This is a genomic window from Chitinibacter sp. S2-10 (genome assembly GCF_046530675.1).
In the GTDB taxonomy this organism is placed as follows: Bacteria; Pseudomonadota; Gammaproteobacteria; order Burkholderiales; family Chitinibacteraceae; genus Chitinibacter.
Genome location: NZ_CP172558.1, coordinates 843,044 through 860,931, shown reverse-complemented (window position 1 = coordinate 860,931; position 17,888 = coordinate 843,044). Strand labels below are relative to the sequence as shown.

At 51.3% G+C, this 17,888-nt stretch carries 14 protein-coding genes; 8 read left to right on the top strand and 6 right to left on the bottom strand.

The window, feature by feature from the left end:
* The first annotated feature begins 6 nt into the window (after positions 1-6).
* The 5 genes from ACG2XO_RS04065 to msrB all read left to right on the top strand — a co-directional run bounded on the left by ACG2XO_RS04065 (position 7) and on the right by msrB (position 8,947).
* Positions 7-3,333, top strand: coding sequence for an Hpt domain-containing protein (locus ACG2XO_RS04065; protein ID WP_410499538.1), 3,327 nt, complete (start codon positions 7-9; stop codon positions 3,331-3,333).
* Positions 3,317-5,650 carry a response regulator gene (locus ACG2XO_RS04060; RefSeq protein ID WP_410499537.1) on the top strand — a complete coding sequence of 778 codons (2,334 nt, stop codon included), beginning with the start codon at positions 3,317-3,319 and terminating at the stop codon, positions 5,648-5,650. The genes ACG2XO_RS04065 and ACG2XO_RS04060 overlap by 17 nt, the downstream gene beginning before the upstream one ends.
* 111 nt (positions 5,651-5,761) lie before the next feature.
* Positions 5,762-7,378: a diguanylate cyclase gene (locus tag ACG2XO_RS04055; protein WP_410499536.1), complete on the top strand. Its 1,617-nt coding sequence runs from the start codon at positions 5,762-5,764 to the stop codon at positions 7,376-7,378.
* Positions 7,375-8,430, top strand: a complete 1,056-nt coding sequence (locus tag ACG2XO_RS04050; protein WP_410499535.1) for a hypothetical protein — start codon at positions 7,375-7,377, stop codon at positions 8,428-8,430. The genes ACG2XO_RS04055 and ACG2XO_RS04050 overlap by 4 nt, the downstream gene beginning before the upstream one ends.
* A 124-nt stretch (positions 8,431-8,554) precedes the next feature.
* On the top strand, positions 8,555-8,947 hold the full coding sequence (msrB, locus tag ACG2XO_RS04045; RefSeq protein WP_410499534.1) for a peptide-methionine (R)-S-oxide reductase MsrB: 393 nt from the start codon (positions 8,555-8,557) through the stop codon (positions 8,945-8,947).
* A 97-nt stretch (positions 8,948-9,044) separates the two neighbouring features.
* On the opposite strand, the gene ACG2XO_RS04040 is transcribed toward msrB, so the two are convergent.
* Positions 9,045-9,311 carry a hypothetical protein gene (locus ACG2XO_RS04040; RefSeq protein ID WP_410499533.1) on the bottom strand — a complete coding sequence of 89 codons (267 nt, stop codon included), beginning with the start codon at positions 9,309-9,311 and terminating at the stop codon, positions 9,045-9,047.
* 85 nt (positions 9,312-9,396) lie between these two features.
* Positions 9,397-10,017, bottom strand: coding sequence for a GGDEF domain-containing protein (locus ACG2XO_RS04035; protein WP_410499532.1), 621 nt, complete (start codon positions 10,015-10,017; stop codon positions 9,397-9,399).
* A gap of 165 nt (positions 10,018-10,182) precedes the next feature.
* Between ACG2XO_RS04035 and ACG2XO_RS04030 the strand changes: the two genes are divergently transcribed.
* From ACG2XO_RS04030 to ACG2XO_RS04020, 3 genes are all read left to right on the top strand, one after another.
* A complete protein-coding gene (locus tag ACG2XO_RS04030; RefSeq protein ID WP_410499531.1) occupies positions 10,183-11,160 on the top strand; it encodes a glycosyltransferase family 9 protein in 978 nt (325 codons plus the stop codon).
* Positions 11,150-12,454 carry a 3-deoxy-D-manno-octulosonic acid transferase gene (locus tag ACG2XO_RS04025; RefSeq protein ID WP_410499530.1) on the top strand — a complete coding sequence of 435 codons (1,305 nt, stop codon included), beginning with the start codon at positions 11,150-11,152 and terminating at the stop codon, positions 12,452-12,454. The genes ACG2XO_RS04030 and ACG2XO_RS04025 overlap by 11 nt, the downstream gene beginning before the upstream one ends.
* A 63-nt stretch (positions 12,455-12,517) precedes the next feature.
* A complete protein-coding gene (locus ACG2XO_RS04020) occupies positions 12,518-12,724 on the top strand; it encodes a hypothetical protein (RefSeq protein WP_410499529.1) in 207 nt (68 codons plus the stop codon).
* A 108-nt stretch (positions 12,725-12,832) separates the two neighbouring features.
* Here ACG2XO_RS04020 and ACG2XO_RS04015 read toward each other — a convergent pair whose 3' ends face one another.
* From ACG2XO_RS04015 to ACG2XO_RS04000, 4 genes are all read right to left on the bottom strand, one after another.
* Entirely contained in the window at positions 12,833-13,060 is a 228-nt protein-coding gene (locus tag ACG2XO_RS04015) for a hypothetical protein (RefSeq protein ID WP_410499528.1), read from the bottom strand.
* Between the two features lie 319 nt (positions 13,061-13,379).
* Positions 13,380-13,805, bottom strand: a complete 426-nt coding sequence (locus tag ACG2XO_RS04010; protein ID WP_410499527.1) for an Hsp20/alpha crystallin family protein — start codon at positions 13,803-13,805, stop codon at positions 13,380-13,382.
* A 499-nt stretch (positions 13,806-14,304) separates the two neighbouring features.
* Positions 14,305-15,075, bottom strand: a complete 771-nt coding sequence (locus ACG2XO_RS04005; RefSeq protein WP_410500228.1) for an inositol monophosphatase family protein — start codon at positions 15,073-15,075, stop codon at positions 14,305-14,307.
* A 269-nt stretch (positions 15,076-15,344) separates the two neighbouring features.
* Positions 15,345-17,750, bottom strand: a complete 2,406-nt coding sequence (locus tag ACG2XO_RS04000; protein WP_410499526.1) for a phosphoketolase — start codon at positions 17,748-17,750, stop codon at positions 15,345-15,347.
* Positions 17,751-17,888: the final 138 nt, after the last annotated feature.

The window sequence follows — 17,888 nt, the reverse complement described above, 5'->3', positions numbered from 1 at the left end:
TCTGCCATGAGCATGCATACTGAATTTGATAAAGGCTCTTTGTTGTGGGTGAATGCCGAAATTGAAAGCGCCCTCGCCAAAGCCAATGATGCGCTTGCACTGTATTTGCAAACGACAGATGCCGCCAATCTGAAACATTCAACTTCGTATTTGCATCAAGCCTTTGGTGCGCTTGATCTGGTTGAACTGACGGGTGTTGCCCGGGTATGCGAAGAAATTGAGCAGGTTATTTTTGCGCTTGAGCGAGGAGAGCTGGATAACTCCTGCCTGCCAACCGTGCAGCGTGGTCTGAGCGATGTAAGCCAATACCTGGTGCGCCTGATGGCGGGGATGCCTAATGTTCCGTTGAGCTTATTACCTGTGTTTCGTCAGTTGGCTCAATTACGTAATGGTAATGCATCTGGAGCGGAGTTATTTTATCCGCAACTCATGCTGGATTTACCTGCTGGTTTGCCAAGCACTCCATTGAACGATGAAGCGCTAAATGCGGTAATTCGTCAACAGCGAATCCGCTATGAGAGTGGATTGTTGCGTTGCCTGAAAGGTCAGAATGAAGTTCTGGCCGTCATGGCGGCTGCACTGGCAGATATTGCCAAGGCTCAAAGCACAAGCATTCCTAGAGTTTTCTGGTGGACCGCAGCAGGTGTCGTGGATGGCCTGAAAAGTAATCGGGCACCATTGGATATCGAAACCAAACAATTATTACTGCGCTTGAATTTGCAGATTCGCCGTTTGGCTGAGGGCTCGAACAAAGTTGCAGAGCGCTTGTTTAGAGATCTGCTCTACGTTCTAGTTCAGATGGATTCGGATAGTGCGCTCGCAAAAAGACTGACCGCCCAGTTTGAACTGGCCGATTTGTTGCCTGGACAGGAGAATATACAGTCCCCTGAAATGATGGCAGAACAGCAATTGGCGCGCAGTTTGCGCGATGAGGTGTTGCAAGCCAAAGAGTTATGGTCACGTGTAGCAAACGGCAGCCTTGAAAAACTGAATGTTGTTCGCCAAGCCCTGAAGCAATTGGCAAGTAAATCCGGACAGTTGCAGATTGACGGTTTTGATTCGCTTTGGCAGGGTTTGTTGCAGGCAATTGATTCTCCCAATGCCAGTGACGCGCTGGCGCTGGAAGTCGCGACGGGTTTATTGCTGGTTGAAAATGCCTTACTGATTTATCCAAGCCAGGCCGACGATTATGTCGAACAGGTCAATGCTCTCGTTGCCCGCCTGCAAAACCCCTCTGCCAGTCTGGATTTGCCCCAGCTGGATGAGCTTAGCCGGGCAGCACAGGAACGCATGTTGCTGGGGCAGCTTGCGCATGAAATGCGTAGTAATCTGGCCGGTATTGAAGAAATACTCGATGCCTATTTTCGTGATATCAATCAACGCGCCGGTTTGAGTCAAATCGAACCGATGCTGCACCAGATACAAGGTGCATTGATGATGCTCGATAAGACGAGTGCCGTTGAACTTTGCCAAGAATGCCTTGCACGAATTGTTGCATATATTGATACCGACGCCGTTCCTGAGCAAGATCAACTGGAAGAATTGGCCGAAGCCCTATCTGCGCTAGGTTTTTATGTTAATGATCTGGCGCAGCAGCGTGAAGATCAAGGTGCGCTGCTGATCGTGCTGCAGCGGCTGCAGGCTCGTGGCACTTCCATGGCGGCGGAGGAACAGGCCGACGTTGAAGCTTCAATATCAGTTCTGGAAGCCGAACCGGACGCAACAAGTCACGAACCGGTCAAAGTGGTGGCTATTCCTGAAAGCAAATCTTTACCGGTTTCAGAAGCGGCGATGGATGCGGAGCTGCTTGAAATCTATCTGGAAGAAGCCGTAGAAGTGCTCGCTGCAATAGATGAAAATCTGGCTCGACTCGAAGATGACCCGCATAACTATGAAGCCACAACCATTGTGCGGCGTAGTTTTCATACGCTCAAAGGTAGTGGCCGTATGGTTGGGCTGTTCCAGTTGGGTGAAGTAGCCTGGGCGATTGAACAGGTCATGAATAAATGGTTGCAACTTGAAAAACCTGTTTCGACCCGATTATTGAATCTTCTGCATCATACACATACGGCATTTGTCGGCTGGGTTGATCAATTACAGCAGCATGCTCAGGTTGCCGTTGAATCCAGCGCGATTGAGGCAGAAGCCTTGGCTCTGCGGCAAGAAAGCGATACGGCAGAAGAACCCGCTACCGATATTCAACCCACGCTGAGTATCGACGAAAATGCAGAATCGGTTTCCGATGAGCAAGAAAACCTGCAAATTGGTTCGGTGAACGTCTCTCCCGTTTTATTCAGTATTTTCTGTGAAGAAGCGCAAAAGCATCTCCAGGCTCTGGAGCATGGTGTCGCTGTCTTGGCAGAAACTAGGCAGGTCGAGCCACAATTTATTTTGGCTGCCCACACGTTTGGTGGAATTGCGTCTACTGCGGGATTTATTCCGCAAGGTGAGCTCTCTTACGCCGTCGAACACGCTTTGCAGCAGTTGGGACAAGATGCTGCAGCGCAAATCGGCTTATTCTCCGATGCGATCCAAACTTTGAAAGGCATGCTCGATAACATTTTGCTGCAGCAAGAGCCAGCCAGCGCCCCTGAATTGCTTGCTCAGTTTGCCCGGATTCAGGCTCAAGAGCCCGAGCTGCACCTTGTTGGTGATGATGAAGTCATTGCTCAACCATCATCGACCGAAGCATTAGCAGAGGAGGCTATATTGCCTCTTGCTGAGTCTGAGTTGAATTTGAGTAAAGGAGCGATTGAACTGGTCGACCTGGCGGATCAGCCCGTTTCGCAGGCACTCATTCTGGAGCCAGAGTTAGAGAAAATAGCGCTGGACATGGCATTGCTTGAAGCAACACCATTGCCAGCAGAAGCAGAAGCAGAGCAGAGCAGAGCAGAGCAGAGCAGGCAGAGCAGAGCAGAGCAGAGCAGAAGCAGAAGCAGAAGCAGAAGCAGAAGCAGAAGCAGAAGCAGAAGCAGAAGCAGAAGCAGAAGCAGAAGCAGAAGCAGAAGCAGAAGCAGAAGCAGAAGCAGAAGCAGAAGCAGAAGCAGAAGCAGAAGCAGAAGCAGAAGCAGAAGCAGAAGCAGAAGCAGAAGCAGAAGCAGAAGCAGAAGCAGAAGCAGAAGCAGAAGCAGAAGCAGAAGCAGAAGCAGAAGCAGAAGCAGAAGCAGAAGCAGAAGCAGAAGCAGAAGCAGAAGCAGAAGCAGAAGCAGAAGCAGAAGCAGAAGCAGAAGCAGAAGCAGAAGCAGAAGCAGAAGCAGAAGCAGAAGCAGAAGCAGAAGCAGAAGCAGAAGCAGAAGCAGAGCCATTGCTGCAGGCTATGGCCGCGACCGATGATGGTGGCTCGGTTTCACCGATTACTCAGTTACTGGCACCAGAAGAGGTGCACTCGACTGGACATCTCGAAGTCGAAATCAATCTGAGTGATGATATTGATGAACAATTGTTACCGATTTTCATCGAAGAATCCGATGAGATGCTGCCATTAATTGGTGAGGACATTCGTGCCTTGTCGCAAGGCGATGACCCCGAGCCCATTTTCAAACGCTTGAAACGCACTCTGCATACGGTCAAAGGCAGTGCGCGTATGAGCGGTGCGATGCGTATGGGTGAAGCTGCCCATATGATGGAATCTCGTCTGCTTGAGAGTGCGGCGGGAGATCCGACACTGCTTGCACGCCTGGAAAATGATTACGACGTGTTGCTCAATTTGTTTGCCGAGCTGAGCAAACCTGCTGCTGCCGAAGCTGAACAGGCTGTCTCGGTAGAAAAAACAGCAATGCCAAAATTATTGGCTGCCGCAGAAACAGACAATAAAACCGTGATACGGGTGAAGTCCGAATTGATTGATCAATTGGTCAATCAGGCTGGTGAGGTGGCTATTTCCCGCACCCGGATTGAGTCTGAAATGATCGCGCTGAAGGCATCTCTGACGGACCTGACCGAAAACGTGGCGCGCTTGCGGGGACAGTTGCGTGAGCTTGAAATTCAGGCCGAGTCGCAAATGCAGGCGCGTGAAAAAGAAGTGCAGGATATGCACCGCGAGTTTGACCCGCTTGAATTTGACCGTTTCAGCCGCTTGCAAGAAGTAACCCGTTTTATGGCCGAATCGGTCAATGACGTGGCGACAGTCCAGCAGCAGTTGCTTAAAAATCTGGATGAATCATCGGCGGCCCTGCTGGCTCAGTCGCGAATGACCAAAGAGCTGCAGCAAAGCCTGATGCGAGTGCGGATGGTGCCGTTCTCTAGCGTCTCAGAACGCTTGTATCGCCTAACTCGTCAGGCCGGTAAAGAAGTCGGCAAGAAGGTCAATCTGGAGCTCAAAGGGGGTCGTGTCGAAATAGATCGCGGTGTTCTGGATAAAATGATTTCGCCTTTCGAGCATATGTTGCGCAATGCGATTGATCATGGATTGGAAAACAGTGACGACCGTCAGGCAAAAGGCAAGCCAGAATTTGGCGAGATCCAGATTGAAGTCCGTCAGGAAGGCAATGAACTGGTTCTGTTGCTTAAAGACGATGGACGCGGCCTGGACGTGGCTCGAATTCGTCAGAAAGGTCTCGATAAAGGACTGATCCGCGCAGACCAAACCGTATCGGATGCAGATATCTGCCAGTTGATTTTTGAACCTGGCTTTTCGACCGCTTCCAGTGTGACGCAGCTATCCGGTCGCGGAATCGGGATGGACGTCGTGAAAAACGAGGTCAGCAATTTGGGGGGCAAGATCGACGTTGCCACGGTAGCCGGCCAAGGAACGACCTTTACAATTCATCTGCCGTTGACACTGGCGGTTGCTCAGGTTTTGTTGGTGAAAGCTGGCGAGCGCCTGATCGCTATTCCATCGGTGATGGTTGAACAGGTTCAGGAATTGAAGCAGGAAGCGCTGGCAGCCTTGTATGCCAATCAGTATCAGGAATGGATGGGGCAGCGTTACCGTTTTGCCTACCTGCCACGTCTATTGGGTGATGCTAGTGCGGTTCCTGAACAGAAACGATACTCAACCGTGGTATTACTGCGTTCAGGTGCCGAGCGGATCGCTTTGCATCTGGATGAGCTGGTAAAAAATCAGGAGGTCGTGGTCAAACCGATCGGCCCGCAACTGGCACGTATTCCAGGTGTCGTCGGTGCTACGGTACTGGGTACCGGTGAAATCGTTCTGATCATGAATCCGCTGGCCTTGTTGGCGCAGTCATCACAAATCGTAATGTCGGTGCAGCAGCAAAGTGATTCGCAGCAGCCAGTGGTTCAGCCAACGATGCCTGAGCAATTGGCGACCGCGCCAGTCGTGATGGTGGTTGATGATTCGCTGACTGTACGCAAAATCACCGGACGCCTGCTGGCTCGCGAAGGTTTTCAGGTCGTTACAGCCAAAGATGGTGTCGATGCGTTGCAGCAACTGCATGACGTCAAACCTGCGGTGATGCTGGTTGATATCGAAATGCCGCGTATGGATGGTTTCGAACTGACCAGGAATGTGCGGGTGGCAGAAGATACCAAGCATATTCCAATCATCATGATTACTTCCAGAACGGCTGACAAACACAAAAAATATGCTTTCGATTTGGGTGTCAATGCCTATCTTGGAAAACCCTATCAGGAAGATGAGTTGCTGGGTATGATTCGTAAATTCATTGCAGAAGCGGCGTTCAGCTGATTACCCCTTGGTGGTATTGTTTGGATTGGCGAAAACCCTGCTTGTGCAGGGTTTTCGCTTAATGAACAATTGAAGCTATAGTGAAAAATCTGGGTCAATCATCAGCCGTTTATGTCCGCACTCCATGATCAGCGCGCAAAACTGGATCAACTGTTGGCCGAAGGGCTGCACTGGTTTGTTCCTGATTGCCTGCGTACTTTGGTGTCAATGGAAGAGGCCATTGAATTGGCGCAAACTTTGTCCTTGCCGGACAAAGAGGCGCAGGCTCAACTGTTGCTTGCGCGCAGCTGCTGGGCTTTGGGGCGGCTCTCTGAAGGGCATGCGGCCGTTCTCCGGTTAGAAACCCTCAATTCCCAACTGAAATCCCCTCGGCTGAATGCCGATCTTGAGCAAGTGCGTGGCCAGCTCCACTTTGCAGCCAGTGACTACGGACTGGCATTGAAAAGCTGGATCGCTTGCCTGAAAAATGCGCTCATTGTTCGCGCAACGGATCTGCATATCCTGGCATGTTTGGGAATCGGCAATGTCTATTTTGCGCACCAGCAGGCTGGCGAGGCGCTACGTTGGCATGAAATCGCACTCGAATTTGCCCGCTATTACACCAATCAGGAACTGCTTGCCGAAAGTCAGTTGCATGTCGTTGCCGATTTGAACGCCTTGGAGCAATACGAATTGGTGCTCAAGCTCTCGTACAAGGGCGAACAGGTGATTCATAACTCAGGACATCAGGCCTGGCGGGCTGACTGGTTCAGTTATCGTGGGGAGGCCTATCTGGCCTTGCAGGAGCTGGAGTCGGCCAAACAGTGCTTGCATCGCGCTTGGGAAATCAACCAGCAAACCAGTTATTTGTGGAGCCAGTCGCTCAATCTGCTCAATCTGGGTAAGGTGTACGTTGCTTTGCATGATTATGAGCACGCAGCCGATTATCTGGAACAAGCACTCAGCAAAATCAGCACTTTTGGTGCACAGACGCTGTTGTTGCGCGCCTATGCGCAATTGGCCGAGCTTGAGCGCTTGCGCAACGATTATCAGCGCGCCTGGCAGTATCAGCGCCAATACCATGAACTTGCCGTGCAGCATGCCCGGCAAATGGCGCAGGATAAACTGAATACCGCATTGGAACGCCGCATGCGGGAGCTCGATACTCAGTTGATGGTTTTGCAGACCCGGCAGGAAAATCTGCAGCTACGTCAGCAAAGCAGCGCCAATACCGAGCTATTGAAAAACCTGCGCAATGCTTCATTGCAAGATCCGTTGACCAATATCGGTAATCGCCGTTTATTGGATCAGGAGTTGCCCGTACTTTACCAACGCTGCCGGGAAGACCTGCGTCCCTTGTCGGTGCTGATGATCGATCTGGATCATTTCAAAGCCATTAATGATAATTTTGGCCACGCCATTGGTGATGAAGTGATACGAAGTGCTGCGCAGATTTTGTTGCAATCGTGTCGGGGTGGCGATCTGCTGGTTCGATTTGGTGGAGAAGAATTTGTTTTGCTGCTGCCTGGTGCCGTCGCAGAGACGGCTTTCGAAGTGGCTGAGCGCATCCGTTGCCGCATGGTCGAATACGATTGGCAGCATATTCAACCTCAATTGCAAGCCAGCTGCAGTATCGGTGTCGTCGAGTTGAGTGATGAGCTCGATGGTCTGGAGTTACTGCAGCATGCCGACGATGCCTTGTATCGTGCCAAACGGCACGGGCGTAATTGTGTGGAGTCCTATCAATGACCCCGGCCGAATTCGATGAAATGTTGCTTGAGCTCAAGCAGTCATTGCCATTGGAGAAAAATCTGGAATTAATCACTCAGGCCATCGTGAAGGCGCAGCAGATGGCTTATCCGCTTGGGCAGGCACAGGCTTTAGTTTGTCGGGGAGAGTATCTGCTTACCACTGGCGAACAACCCTCTGTTGCCAGGAAAGATTTCCGTGATGCGGCCTTGATTGCCAGGCAGTTAAAAAACTGGAAATTGCTAGCGCAAGTTTTGCATTGGCAGGCACAAAGCCAGTTGATGCAGGGCGAATATCTGCGTGCACTTGATATCTGGCTGCAGGCCTTGCAAGTGGCCATTGAGGCGGAAGACAGCCGGGCGTTTATTCAGGGTTATGCCGGGATTGCTCAGGTTTGTCTGGTATTCAAGCAACTCGATATTTCTCAGGAGTATCAACGTCGAGCTTTGGCGCTGGCGGAAAACCTGGATGATATTTTATTGCAAGTGGAATGCTTGCTGGCCGTGATCGCCAGTTGTTATCAGCAGCAGCAATTTGACGAAATGCAGCTCTTACTCGAGCGTCTGCATCGCAAATTACAAATCAAACCCCAGCTGGAAGCACAGGCTGAATTTCATATTTATACCGGCTTGATTTATCTTGATCGGGATCAGCTTGATATGGCCTATGAACATCTACAATTGGCGCAAGTATTGGCTCATCAGTTTGGTGGTTTATGGTGTCGAGCTTATTCGGCACTGATTTTGGGGCGGATTTATCATCGGCAAAACAAGCTGGAAGCTGCGCGAACCATGCTGGAGCAATGTCTGGTTTTGGCCGAAAATATCCGTGGCTTTAGCTTGACTCAGGAAGCGCACGAGTTGCTGGAGACGTTGTGTGCCCAGCAGGGCGATTATGCCGGGGCACTCATGCATCTGGAATGTATCCACACCCAACAGTTGAGCCTTTTACAGAAACAAGCCGAACGAAAATTGACGCGAATGTTTCATAAGCAACTTAATCAGCTCGAGATGTCGTTGCGACTGGAGCTTGGCCATTTCCGTTACAGTTAATTCACTTAAATGCTAAACCAAAAGTGCTCACGCATCGTTGCTTCGCCTTGCCGTACTACTTGTACTGTCTTCGGCTCAGCGCCTTGCTTGAAAACTTTTGTCCACCTACTCATCGAGTACAAGCATGAAAAAAATCCGTAAAACCGAAACCGAATGGAAGTTGCAACTCAGCCCCGAAGCCTATCGCATTACCCGGCAGGCGGGCACCGAAAAACCGTTTTCCGGTGAGTTATACCGTGTGACTGCCACTGGTGATTATCACTGTGTTTGTTGCGATAGTTTGCTGTTCAAATCGGGAACCAAATTTGATGCTGGGTGTGGCTGGCCAAGTTTTTGGCAGGAAGCCGTACCCGGCAGTATCGAGCGTCACCGTGATTACAGTCATGGCATGATTCGTGAAGAAGTACGCTGCGCAAAATGCGATGCGCATCTGGGGCATGTCTTTCCCGATGGTCCCGAGCCGACTGGCGAGCGTTACTGTATCAATTCGGTGGCTTTGAAGTTTTATCCGGATTGACGGGGTATGTGTTCGTAACCATTTTTAAATATGGTTCTCGTTGGTATACCCTGTGGTAGCATGTGTGTCGATTGGCTAGAAACATCATCGGAGATGATTATTGATAATCAGGAATCCCGTGTGCGCTCAGGATGTAATCGAATTGCGAAAAATCCGTATCCTGATTCAGAAATGGTCGTAAAGCTTCGAGTCGAGCTTCGTCAAGCAGATAGGATAGTTTCATTTCCGGATCGGCTTTATCTTGTTCGGCGGCAAACAGACTAAACAGAAAATCGACAGGAACATGTTCGTCCAGTGGCAGTGTGCCGACAAAACCGCCTTCCATCCCTTTTTCCCAGACTTCCAATACACGAATGATTTTCATTGCCACACCCCGGACGGTAAAGGCGTGATTATCACCAGCGAATGACAGCGAGTCCAGTTTCTTGACTGTGAGCCACTGTTCCCCGTCAAGTTGACCCGCTCACGCCCTCATCCGGGCGATAACAATGAATCCGGTCATTCCCTTCCAGCATGGCCTGACGTAATGCTGTATCGGCCGTGAGCAGCAAATCTTCTAGCGTTTCGGTTTCATTATGTGTGCAAGCCAGACCAATGGTGATCGTGACGTCGAGTGCGAAACGATCCGGTAGTTCGACTGTGGTTTGCTTGACCTTCTCGCGCAGCCGTTCGGCGACCACTTCTGCGCCCTTTTGATCGGTATCGGGCAGAATCAGGATAATTTCCTCGCCGGAGAAACGTCCGGCCAGATCAAAGTCGCGAATCGATTCAATGGCGGCTTTGGCCACATGTTGCAATGCCAGATCTCCGGCCAGATGGCCGTATTGGTGGTTGATTTTCGAGCAGTCATCCAGATCAACCAATAAGGCCGAAACGGTGCTGTTTTTACGCTGGGCGCGATTGATTTCCTGCTCGGCCAGCTTTATCAACTGTCGGCGGTGATAGAGCCCGGTGAGCTGGTCATGGAGGATGTGCGTGGAAAGTTGTTGGCGTAAACTGCTGATTTGGCGAGATTGCCAGATGGTCAGCGCCAGAAGCACTACGTAGCCAAGCAGTAATAAAATACCCATAACGAGGTCTCTGATTTGCGCTGAATTTGTTTCACTCTAGACCATTTTTTGCTGGCTCACGGGATATAATCCCTGGATTCTGCTGGAGATCTGCACTGGATGACCCACACTCAGCCCCGTTCTATTTGCCTGCTCAGATTGTCTGCTCTCGGGGATTTGTTTCTAATGTTGCCCGCAGTTCAGTCCTTGTGCGAGGCTTTGCCCAATACTGAAATTACCTGGATTATCGAACGCAAATTTTTGCCCGTTGTGCAGCATCTCGCGCAGCGCATTACGCTTTATCCGGTGGATGATCCCAGAACCATCGCAGATTTCATCAAAATCAAACGCGATTTTGCTCATCAACATTTTGATATCCTGTTTGCAATGCAGGCCAAATTGCGCAGCAATCTGATTTACCCCTTGATCAAGGCCAACAGAAAAATCGGTTTTGACAAACTCAGGGCAAAAGATGGGCAACGATTATTTACCAATGAAAGTGTGCCCTTTGTGGAGCAGCATCTGGCCGATGGGTTTTTAGGTTTTCTGAGCTACATCGGTATTGAACATCGCGCCAAAAACTGGGCGCCGACTTTGCTTGCGAGCGCACTGGCTTGGCGCGAGCAGGTCGTGGGCAAGACGCCTTATCTGGTTTTCAATTCGGCATCGAGTAAAGTCGAGCGCGACTGGCCGCTCGAGCGGCAAGCCGAATTTTTGGCGCGCTTGCCCGAAACCGGCTGGCAAGGCACGGTGATTATTACTGGTGCTGATCCGGTACACGGTGCTCAACTGGCGGCGCGTGCGCCAAACGGAATCAATTTGTCGGGGCAAACCGATTTGCCGCAATTGTTCGCGCTGCTGGCCGGTGCCAGCCTGCTGATTTCCCCCGACAGTGGCCCGGTGCATATTGCTCGTGCTTATGATGTGCCGGTGCTGGGTTTGTACGCCGTCGTGCGCTCCGAACTGACCGGCCCGTGGCAGCGCAACCAGTTTTGTGTCGATGTATATGAAGATGCGGTTCGGCAATTGCAGCAGCGTGACCCGGCAAAGCTGAACTGGCATCACCGGGTGCACAGCCCCGAGGCGATGAAGCTGATTTCAGTCGATGTTGTGTTGGCGCAAACGGCGAAAGTGATTGAAGAAGTGCTTCAGCATGCTGCTTGATCGCGCGAGTTTGCTGATTTATCGCCTCGTGCTCTGGCTGGCGTTTCCGCTGATCTGGCTGTATTTGCTCAAGCGCAGCCGCAAGCAGCCGGAATATCGCTTGCATTGGACGGAAAGGCTGGGGTATTTCAATCAAAAGCATATTGCGTATGGCCTGCAGTCAGATACCCGCCCAATCTGGTTGCACGCGGTTTCGGTAGGTGAAATGCGGGCGTTGCACCCCATCGTGCTGGCATTGCGTGAGCGTTACCCGCAAGCCCCGCTGTTGCTGACTTGCATGACGCCAACGGGCCGCGCGACCGCGCATGAGTTGTACGGTGAGCAATCAGGCATCAATGCATGTATTGTTTTCCTGCCTTACGATTATCCGTCGGCCATCCGGCGTTTCTTGCATACTTTCAAGCCCCGGCTGGGCGTGATTATCGACACCGAAATCTGGCCGAACTGCATCGCAGAATGTCACCGGCAGCAGATTCCGCTGGTGCTGGCCAATGCGCGCCTGTCGCAAAAATCGCTCAATGGGTATTTGAAAGTCGCGCCACTGATGCGAGTGGTTTTGCCACAACTGGCTGCGGTTTACGCACAGAGCGGGCAGGACGCCGAGCGTTTGACGCAATTGGGTGCGCAGCAGGTTCAGGTGATGGGCAATGTCAAATTTGATAGCCGGCTTGATCCGGCGCTGATTGCCCGCGGCAAGGACTGGAAAACAGCGCTCAAACGTAAGATCCTGTTATTGGCTTCCAGCCGGGATGGTGAAGAAGCTTTGCTACTGCAGCATTTGGGCGTCTTGCCCGCAGAGCTGTTACTGATCATTGTCCCGCGTCATCCGCAGCGCTTTGACGTTGTTGCCGAGCTGATTAGCGCGCGCGGACTGACTCTGATCCGGCGTAGCCAATGGGCGGGCGAAGCGATGAGTGCGCAAGTCTTGCTTGGCGACAGTATGGGCGAAATGGCCGCCTGGTTCAGCGCGGCCGATGTCACCATCATGGGCGGTTCGCTGCTGAAATTTGGCAGCCAGAATCTGATCGAAGCAGCCGCGTGCGGTAGTCCGATCTTGCTCGGCCCATCAACATTTAATTTTGCCCAAGCGTCCAGTGAAGCCATCGCTGCGGGGGCCGCCTGGCAGGGTGACGATGCAGCAGCCGTTGGCCAGCAAGCATTGCAACTGTTGAATGATGACGTTCGTCGCGAACAAATGGGACAGGCGGGCATCGTTTTCAGTCAGGCGCATCGCGGGGCGACGGCGAGATTGCTCGATGAGCTGGCGCTGTATTTGGGAGAACGGCTGGATTGAATCCGCTGCAGTGCGGACAATTTTGCATAAACTGAAATCTATTGCGATTGCAGGAGGATTCTGATGGGGATCAATCAAGCCAAACAGCAAGCCAAACAACTCAAACAAGCCATGCAGGAAGCCGGGCATATCGAGGATGAATTGGTGAATGAAGAGCGGCGCAAGGCGCTCAATGAGGCATTAAAAAACCGCAAGCTGGCCGGGCGCGAAGCGGCGGCGCAGCGTTATCTTGAAAAGCAGGAACTGGAAAATTTAAAACGCAAAAAATAGGGTATTGCCTTGGAGGCCTTATATAGAGTTGCTCCTGTGGCAATACCCTATCATTTGCGCTGATTGGGCGGATCTCTGATAACAAAGCACCGCAGCTGGGTTTATGGCTTAGTGCAAAACAGAACCTTCGTCGATTTGTACCAGATCACGCAGATATTCAACGGTTTTTTCACCGGCAGGCCAGCATACACGGGCTTGGTTGCCCTCAATTTTCAAAATGCGGCCATCATATTTCTCCGCAGAAAAGTCGCCAGCACGATTCACCCGAGCATTGACCGAAAGATTGCAGGATTGGCCTGAAAAGCGTTCAATCAAAGAAGAAATCAGCATTAACATGGTGTACTCCTTGTGTGTTTATGTAGTCTATATGGCTATGTTATTCGCATTTACTACGTAGTACAACTACATTTTGGTGTGATTATGTACTTTGCATGTAACCAAAATCTGGCATGCAATTTGCCTCTGTGGAGTGGGGGTTAAGCCGAATGGTAAAGAATCACAAATGAAACGCAGTACGGAATGGGCTTAAAAAAGTGATGTACGCCGGTTTTCAGGGTAAGCAGTGATTGAGGCGGGAGATGAAGAAGGACTGTTCAGGCTTTGTTTTAACGGAGATAGCCCTCAGCCGCCCTGATTCGGGCGGCTTGCGCAACCATCAGTCGATTTTCAGTCGCTGTTTACCATTCTGTGACGGACGTTTTTTCGGTAAAACCAGAGTCAATACGCCGTTATCAAATCTGGCGCAGGCCTGTGCATCGTCAATATCGACCGGTAACTGGATGCTGCGTGATACCGCACCATAATAGCGTTCGGTGCGTAAAATGCGTTCGTCTTCCTTACGATCATGCTGCTTGATTTCGGCACTGACAGTGACCAGTCCCGCATCGATCGTGACATGAATATCGTCTTTCGCGACGCCAGCGAGTTCGGCGCTGACGGTGAAATTATCAGGTGATTCCTTGACGTCAATTTTGATTTGCGCAGGCAAGGGGTCGCCATGCAGCGGTTTGAAGTAATAACCGGGCGTCAGATCGCGGAAAAAATCATCAAATATATAATTGCGGTTAGGCAGGGTGCTCATTTTGGGCCTCCGATAAGTTGATTTCATAGTGGCAAGCCGATGAAATACGCCAGCTTTTGTTGCTGTTCTGATTGGAAATCTACTTGGTTTCGGCGCTAGATCAATGTGCGATTGAAGGTCGTGCTGATGAATGGCTGAGTTGGATGCAGGGGAATTGTATTTTGATTTTTCTATGGGTATATCTTTGCATCGCTTTTTAAGATTGGGCTTTGTGAGTATACCCTAGGCTCTGTTGATGTTTGGTTTGCGAGTCGCGTTTGTGCTGGTTTTGGCCTGAAACAAGGCGCAAAGCCTGATGCATAGTCATTCTATGTGAAGGTTTTGCAACGCAGTGTCAGGCCAAAAACAGCCAAACCCTCCGGGCTGGGCGCTTTTTGTGACGACTCTGCGTTATTGCCTGCTCACATAGAATGACTATGCCTCGCAGCCAATGCCTTGATTCGTCACAAAAATCGCGCCAGCGCGACCGTAAACCAAACGTCAACAGAGCCTAGGGTGGTTATTTGTTTTTTTGCACCCATTCCATCCAGCTGGTGAACAAGCCGGGGGTTCGAGCCGCGACTGCGCTGCGGTGCCACGGGTTTTCATCCCAGTAATCATCGTGAAATAGCGCGCCGACCTGGCCGCCCGATTCAAGCAGAATCAGCACGCCCGCCGCGTAGTCCCACAGCTTTTGCGCGCCGTGCAGCATCACATCAGTACGCCCGGCGGCGAGCCAGCACCAGTCGATGGTCGAGGCGCCAAAATTGCGGTGACTGTGATAGGGATTGACAGTGACGACGCGCGTGGCCAGATGGCCCGACAGCCATTTGGTTTCAATCGACGCCATCGCATGCTTGAGCACTTTATCATCGCCCAGCAGCGGCAGACGCTCGCTATTGAGCCACGCGCCCTGCCCGGCTTCGGCGGCAAAGCATTCATCCAGCACCGGGATATACACCACGCCCAGCACCGGTCGATGCTCGCGATACAAGGCAATTGAGACGGCAAAGTAGGGCAGGCCATGCGCGAAATTGCTGGTGCCATCAATCGGATCGACAATCCACAGCCCGGCCGGATGCGCATGCCACAGCGCCTCCTGCTCGCTCTGGCTCATTTCTTCGCCGAGCACCGGGCAATCAACCAGCTGGGGCAGCAGGCGCTGCAAGGCGGTTTGCGCGGCCAGATCGGCTTCGGTGAATAGGCTGCCGTCGTGTTTGAGTTCGGCCACTACTTTTTGATAGCGCGGCATAATCTCGCTCGCGGCCACTTCGCGGGCGATCTGGATCAGGGCTTGCAATGACGGGCTGGGAACTTTATTCACGAATCATCTCTTTGTGAGTGCAACAGCAAAAGCGCCCATGCAGTCCCGCCTTGCCTGGCGGGGTGGCCTTGGAACAAAACTTTTGTTCATCTACTGCCGGGGTACGACCTTGTAAAGGCATAGTTTACGGGGAATGCAGGCCAAAAAAAACCCGCGCTGATGATTCAACGCGGGTTTCTCTATTCTGGATGATCCTATCCGTAGGGCGGGTTAGCGTAGCGTAACCCGCCGTATGATCAGTAAGGCCATTTCCAGTCTTTCACTTCTGGCATGTCATCGCCGTATTTCGCGATGTACTGAGCGTGTTCAACCAGTTTGTCAGTCAGTTTCTGACGAACGTGTGCACCGATTTTTTGCAGTTTAGGTACACGGTCGATCACGTCGATAGCCAAGTTGAAGCGGTCAAGCTGATTCACCACCACCATGTCGAACGGCGTCGAAGTAGAACCTTCTTCGATGTAACCACGAGCATGGATGTTAGCGTGGCCGTTACGACGGTAAGTCAGGCGGTGGATCAACCATGGGTAGCCATGGAAGGCAAACATCACTGGTTTATCAGTCGTGAAGATCGCGTCGAATTCGCGGTCTGACAAGCCGTGTGGGTGCTCTTCTTCAGGTTGCAGCGTCATCAAATCGCAAACGTTAACGAAGCGGATTTTCAGATCTGGGAAGTGTTGACGCAGCATATCAGTTGCAGCCAAAGCTTCCATGGTTGGGATTTCACCCGCACACGCCATCACGACATCTGGCTCGCCGTCTTGATCGTTTGATGCCCAATCCCAGATACCCAGACCTTTAGTCGCGTGTTTGATCGCTTGGTCCATAGTCAGGTATTGCAGCGCTGGCTGTTTACCGGCTACCACCACGTTCACATAGTGACGTGAGCGCAATACGTGGTCAGTTACCGACAACAAGGTGTTCGCATCAGCTGGCAAGTAAACGCGGATCACTTCAGCTTTTTTGTTCACCACGTGATCGATAAAGCCTGGATCTTGGTGAGAGAAGCCGTTGTGGTCTTGACGCCATACGTGTGAAGTCAACAAGTAGTTCAATGACGGAATCGGTTTACGCCAGTTGATGTGACGCGTTGTTTTCAGCCATTTAGCGTGCTGGTTAAACATTGAATCGATCACGTGGATGAACGCTTCGTAGCAGCTAAAGAAACCGTGACGACCAGTCAAGTTGTACGCTTCGAGCCAACCTTGGCAAGTGTGCTCAGACAAAATTTCCATGACACGGCCATCTTGTTGCAGGTTGTCATTCTTGTTCACGCCGTCCACTTCGAAGTGGTTAGCCAACCAAGTTTTACCAGAGTATTCAATCGTTGCATTCCAACGATTCGATGCAGTTTCATCTGGGCCAAAGATACGGAAGTTTTTCTCAGCTTCGTTCTCTTTCATGATGTCGGCAAGGAAGTTGCCCATCACGCGAGTCATTTCGGCGTTTTCAGTACCTGGTTTGGCAAACTTCACTTCGTAGTTACGGAAGTCTGGCATTTTCAGGTCTTTAGACACTTGGCCGTGTACGACTGGGTTAGAGCCGATACGTTTGATGCCTTTTGGTGCCAATGACACGATGTCTTCTTTGACAGAACCATCAGCATTGAACAATGTGTCTACATTGTATGAACGCATCCAGTTTTCCAAGTTGATCACATTCTCGCCATCGATATCAGAGAATGGCACTTGGTGGCTACGCCAGTAGTCTTCTACTTTTTTGCCTTTGATTTCTTTCGGGCCAGTCCAGCCTTTTGGCGTGCGCATTACAATCATTGGCCAACGTGGGCGAGTGATTGGTTTGCCAGCGTCTTTCTCTGCAATCGCAGCGGCGCGGATGGCAGCGAATTTGTCCATACACAAGTCCATTGCCGCAGCCATGTCCTGGTGGATTTTTTCGAAGGTTTCTGGCTTGTCGTTGAATGTTTCGTTGGTCAATTCAACGAAGATTGGCTCGTAGCCGTAACCAGTGAACAAGGCAGTTACTTCATCTTTGTTCATCCGTGCCAACAGAGTTGGGTTGGCAATTTTGTAACCGTTCAGGTGCAAGATTGGCAATACAAAACCGTCATTGATCGGGTGGATGTATTTAGTTGAGTGCCAAGAAGCAGCCAATGGGCCAGTTTCAGCTTCACCGTCACCGACTACAGCGATAACAACTTGGTCTGGATTGTCCAAAGCCGCGCCGTAGGCGTGTGATACTGAGTAACCCAGTTCGCCGCCTTCGTGCATAGAACCTGGCGTTTCAGGTGCTACGTGCGATGGGATGCCGCGTGGGAAAGAGAATTGTTTGAACAGACGCTGCATACCCGCTTCGGTGCGGTCGATGTTCGGGAAGAATTCTTCATAAGAGCCTTCCAGCCAGGTATTCGCAACGAAACCAGGGCCGCCATGGCCAGGGCCGGTGATGTAGATCATGTTTACTTCACGCTCGGTGATGATGCGGTTGGCGTGGGCAAAAATGAAGTTCAAACCCGGTGTCGTACCCCAGTGGCCCAACAAACGTGGCTTGATGTGCTCGCGTTTGAGCGGCAGTTTCAGCATTGGATTGTCGAGCAGGTAAATCTGACCAACAGACAAATAGTTCGCCGCCTGGAAGTAGCGGTGCATTCTATCTAATACGCTTGGATTTAACGGTTGAGCCACGGTAACACCTCTTATATGGGTTGTGTTTAGTGATTTTTGGTTGAGAGGCTGATTTCCCTCACCCGATGACGCCAGTATACGGAGCAGGATTTTTTGACTCCTGATGCAAATCAAATCCTCGACCCGCTTTCAATGCGG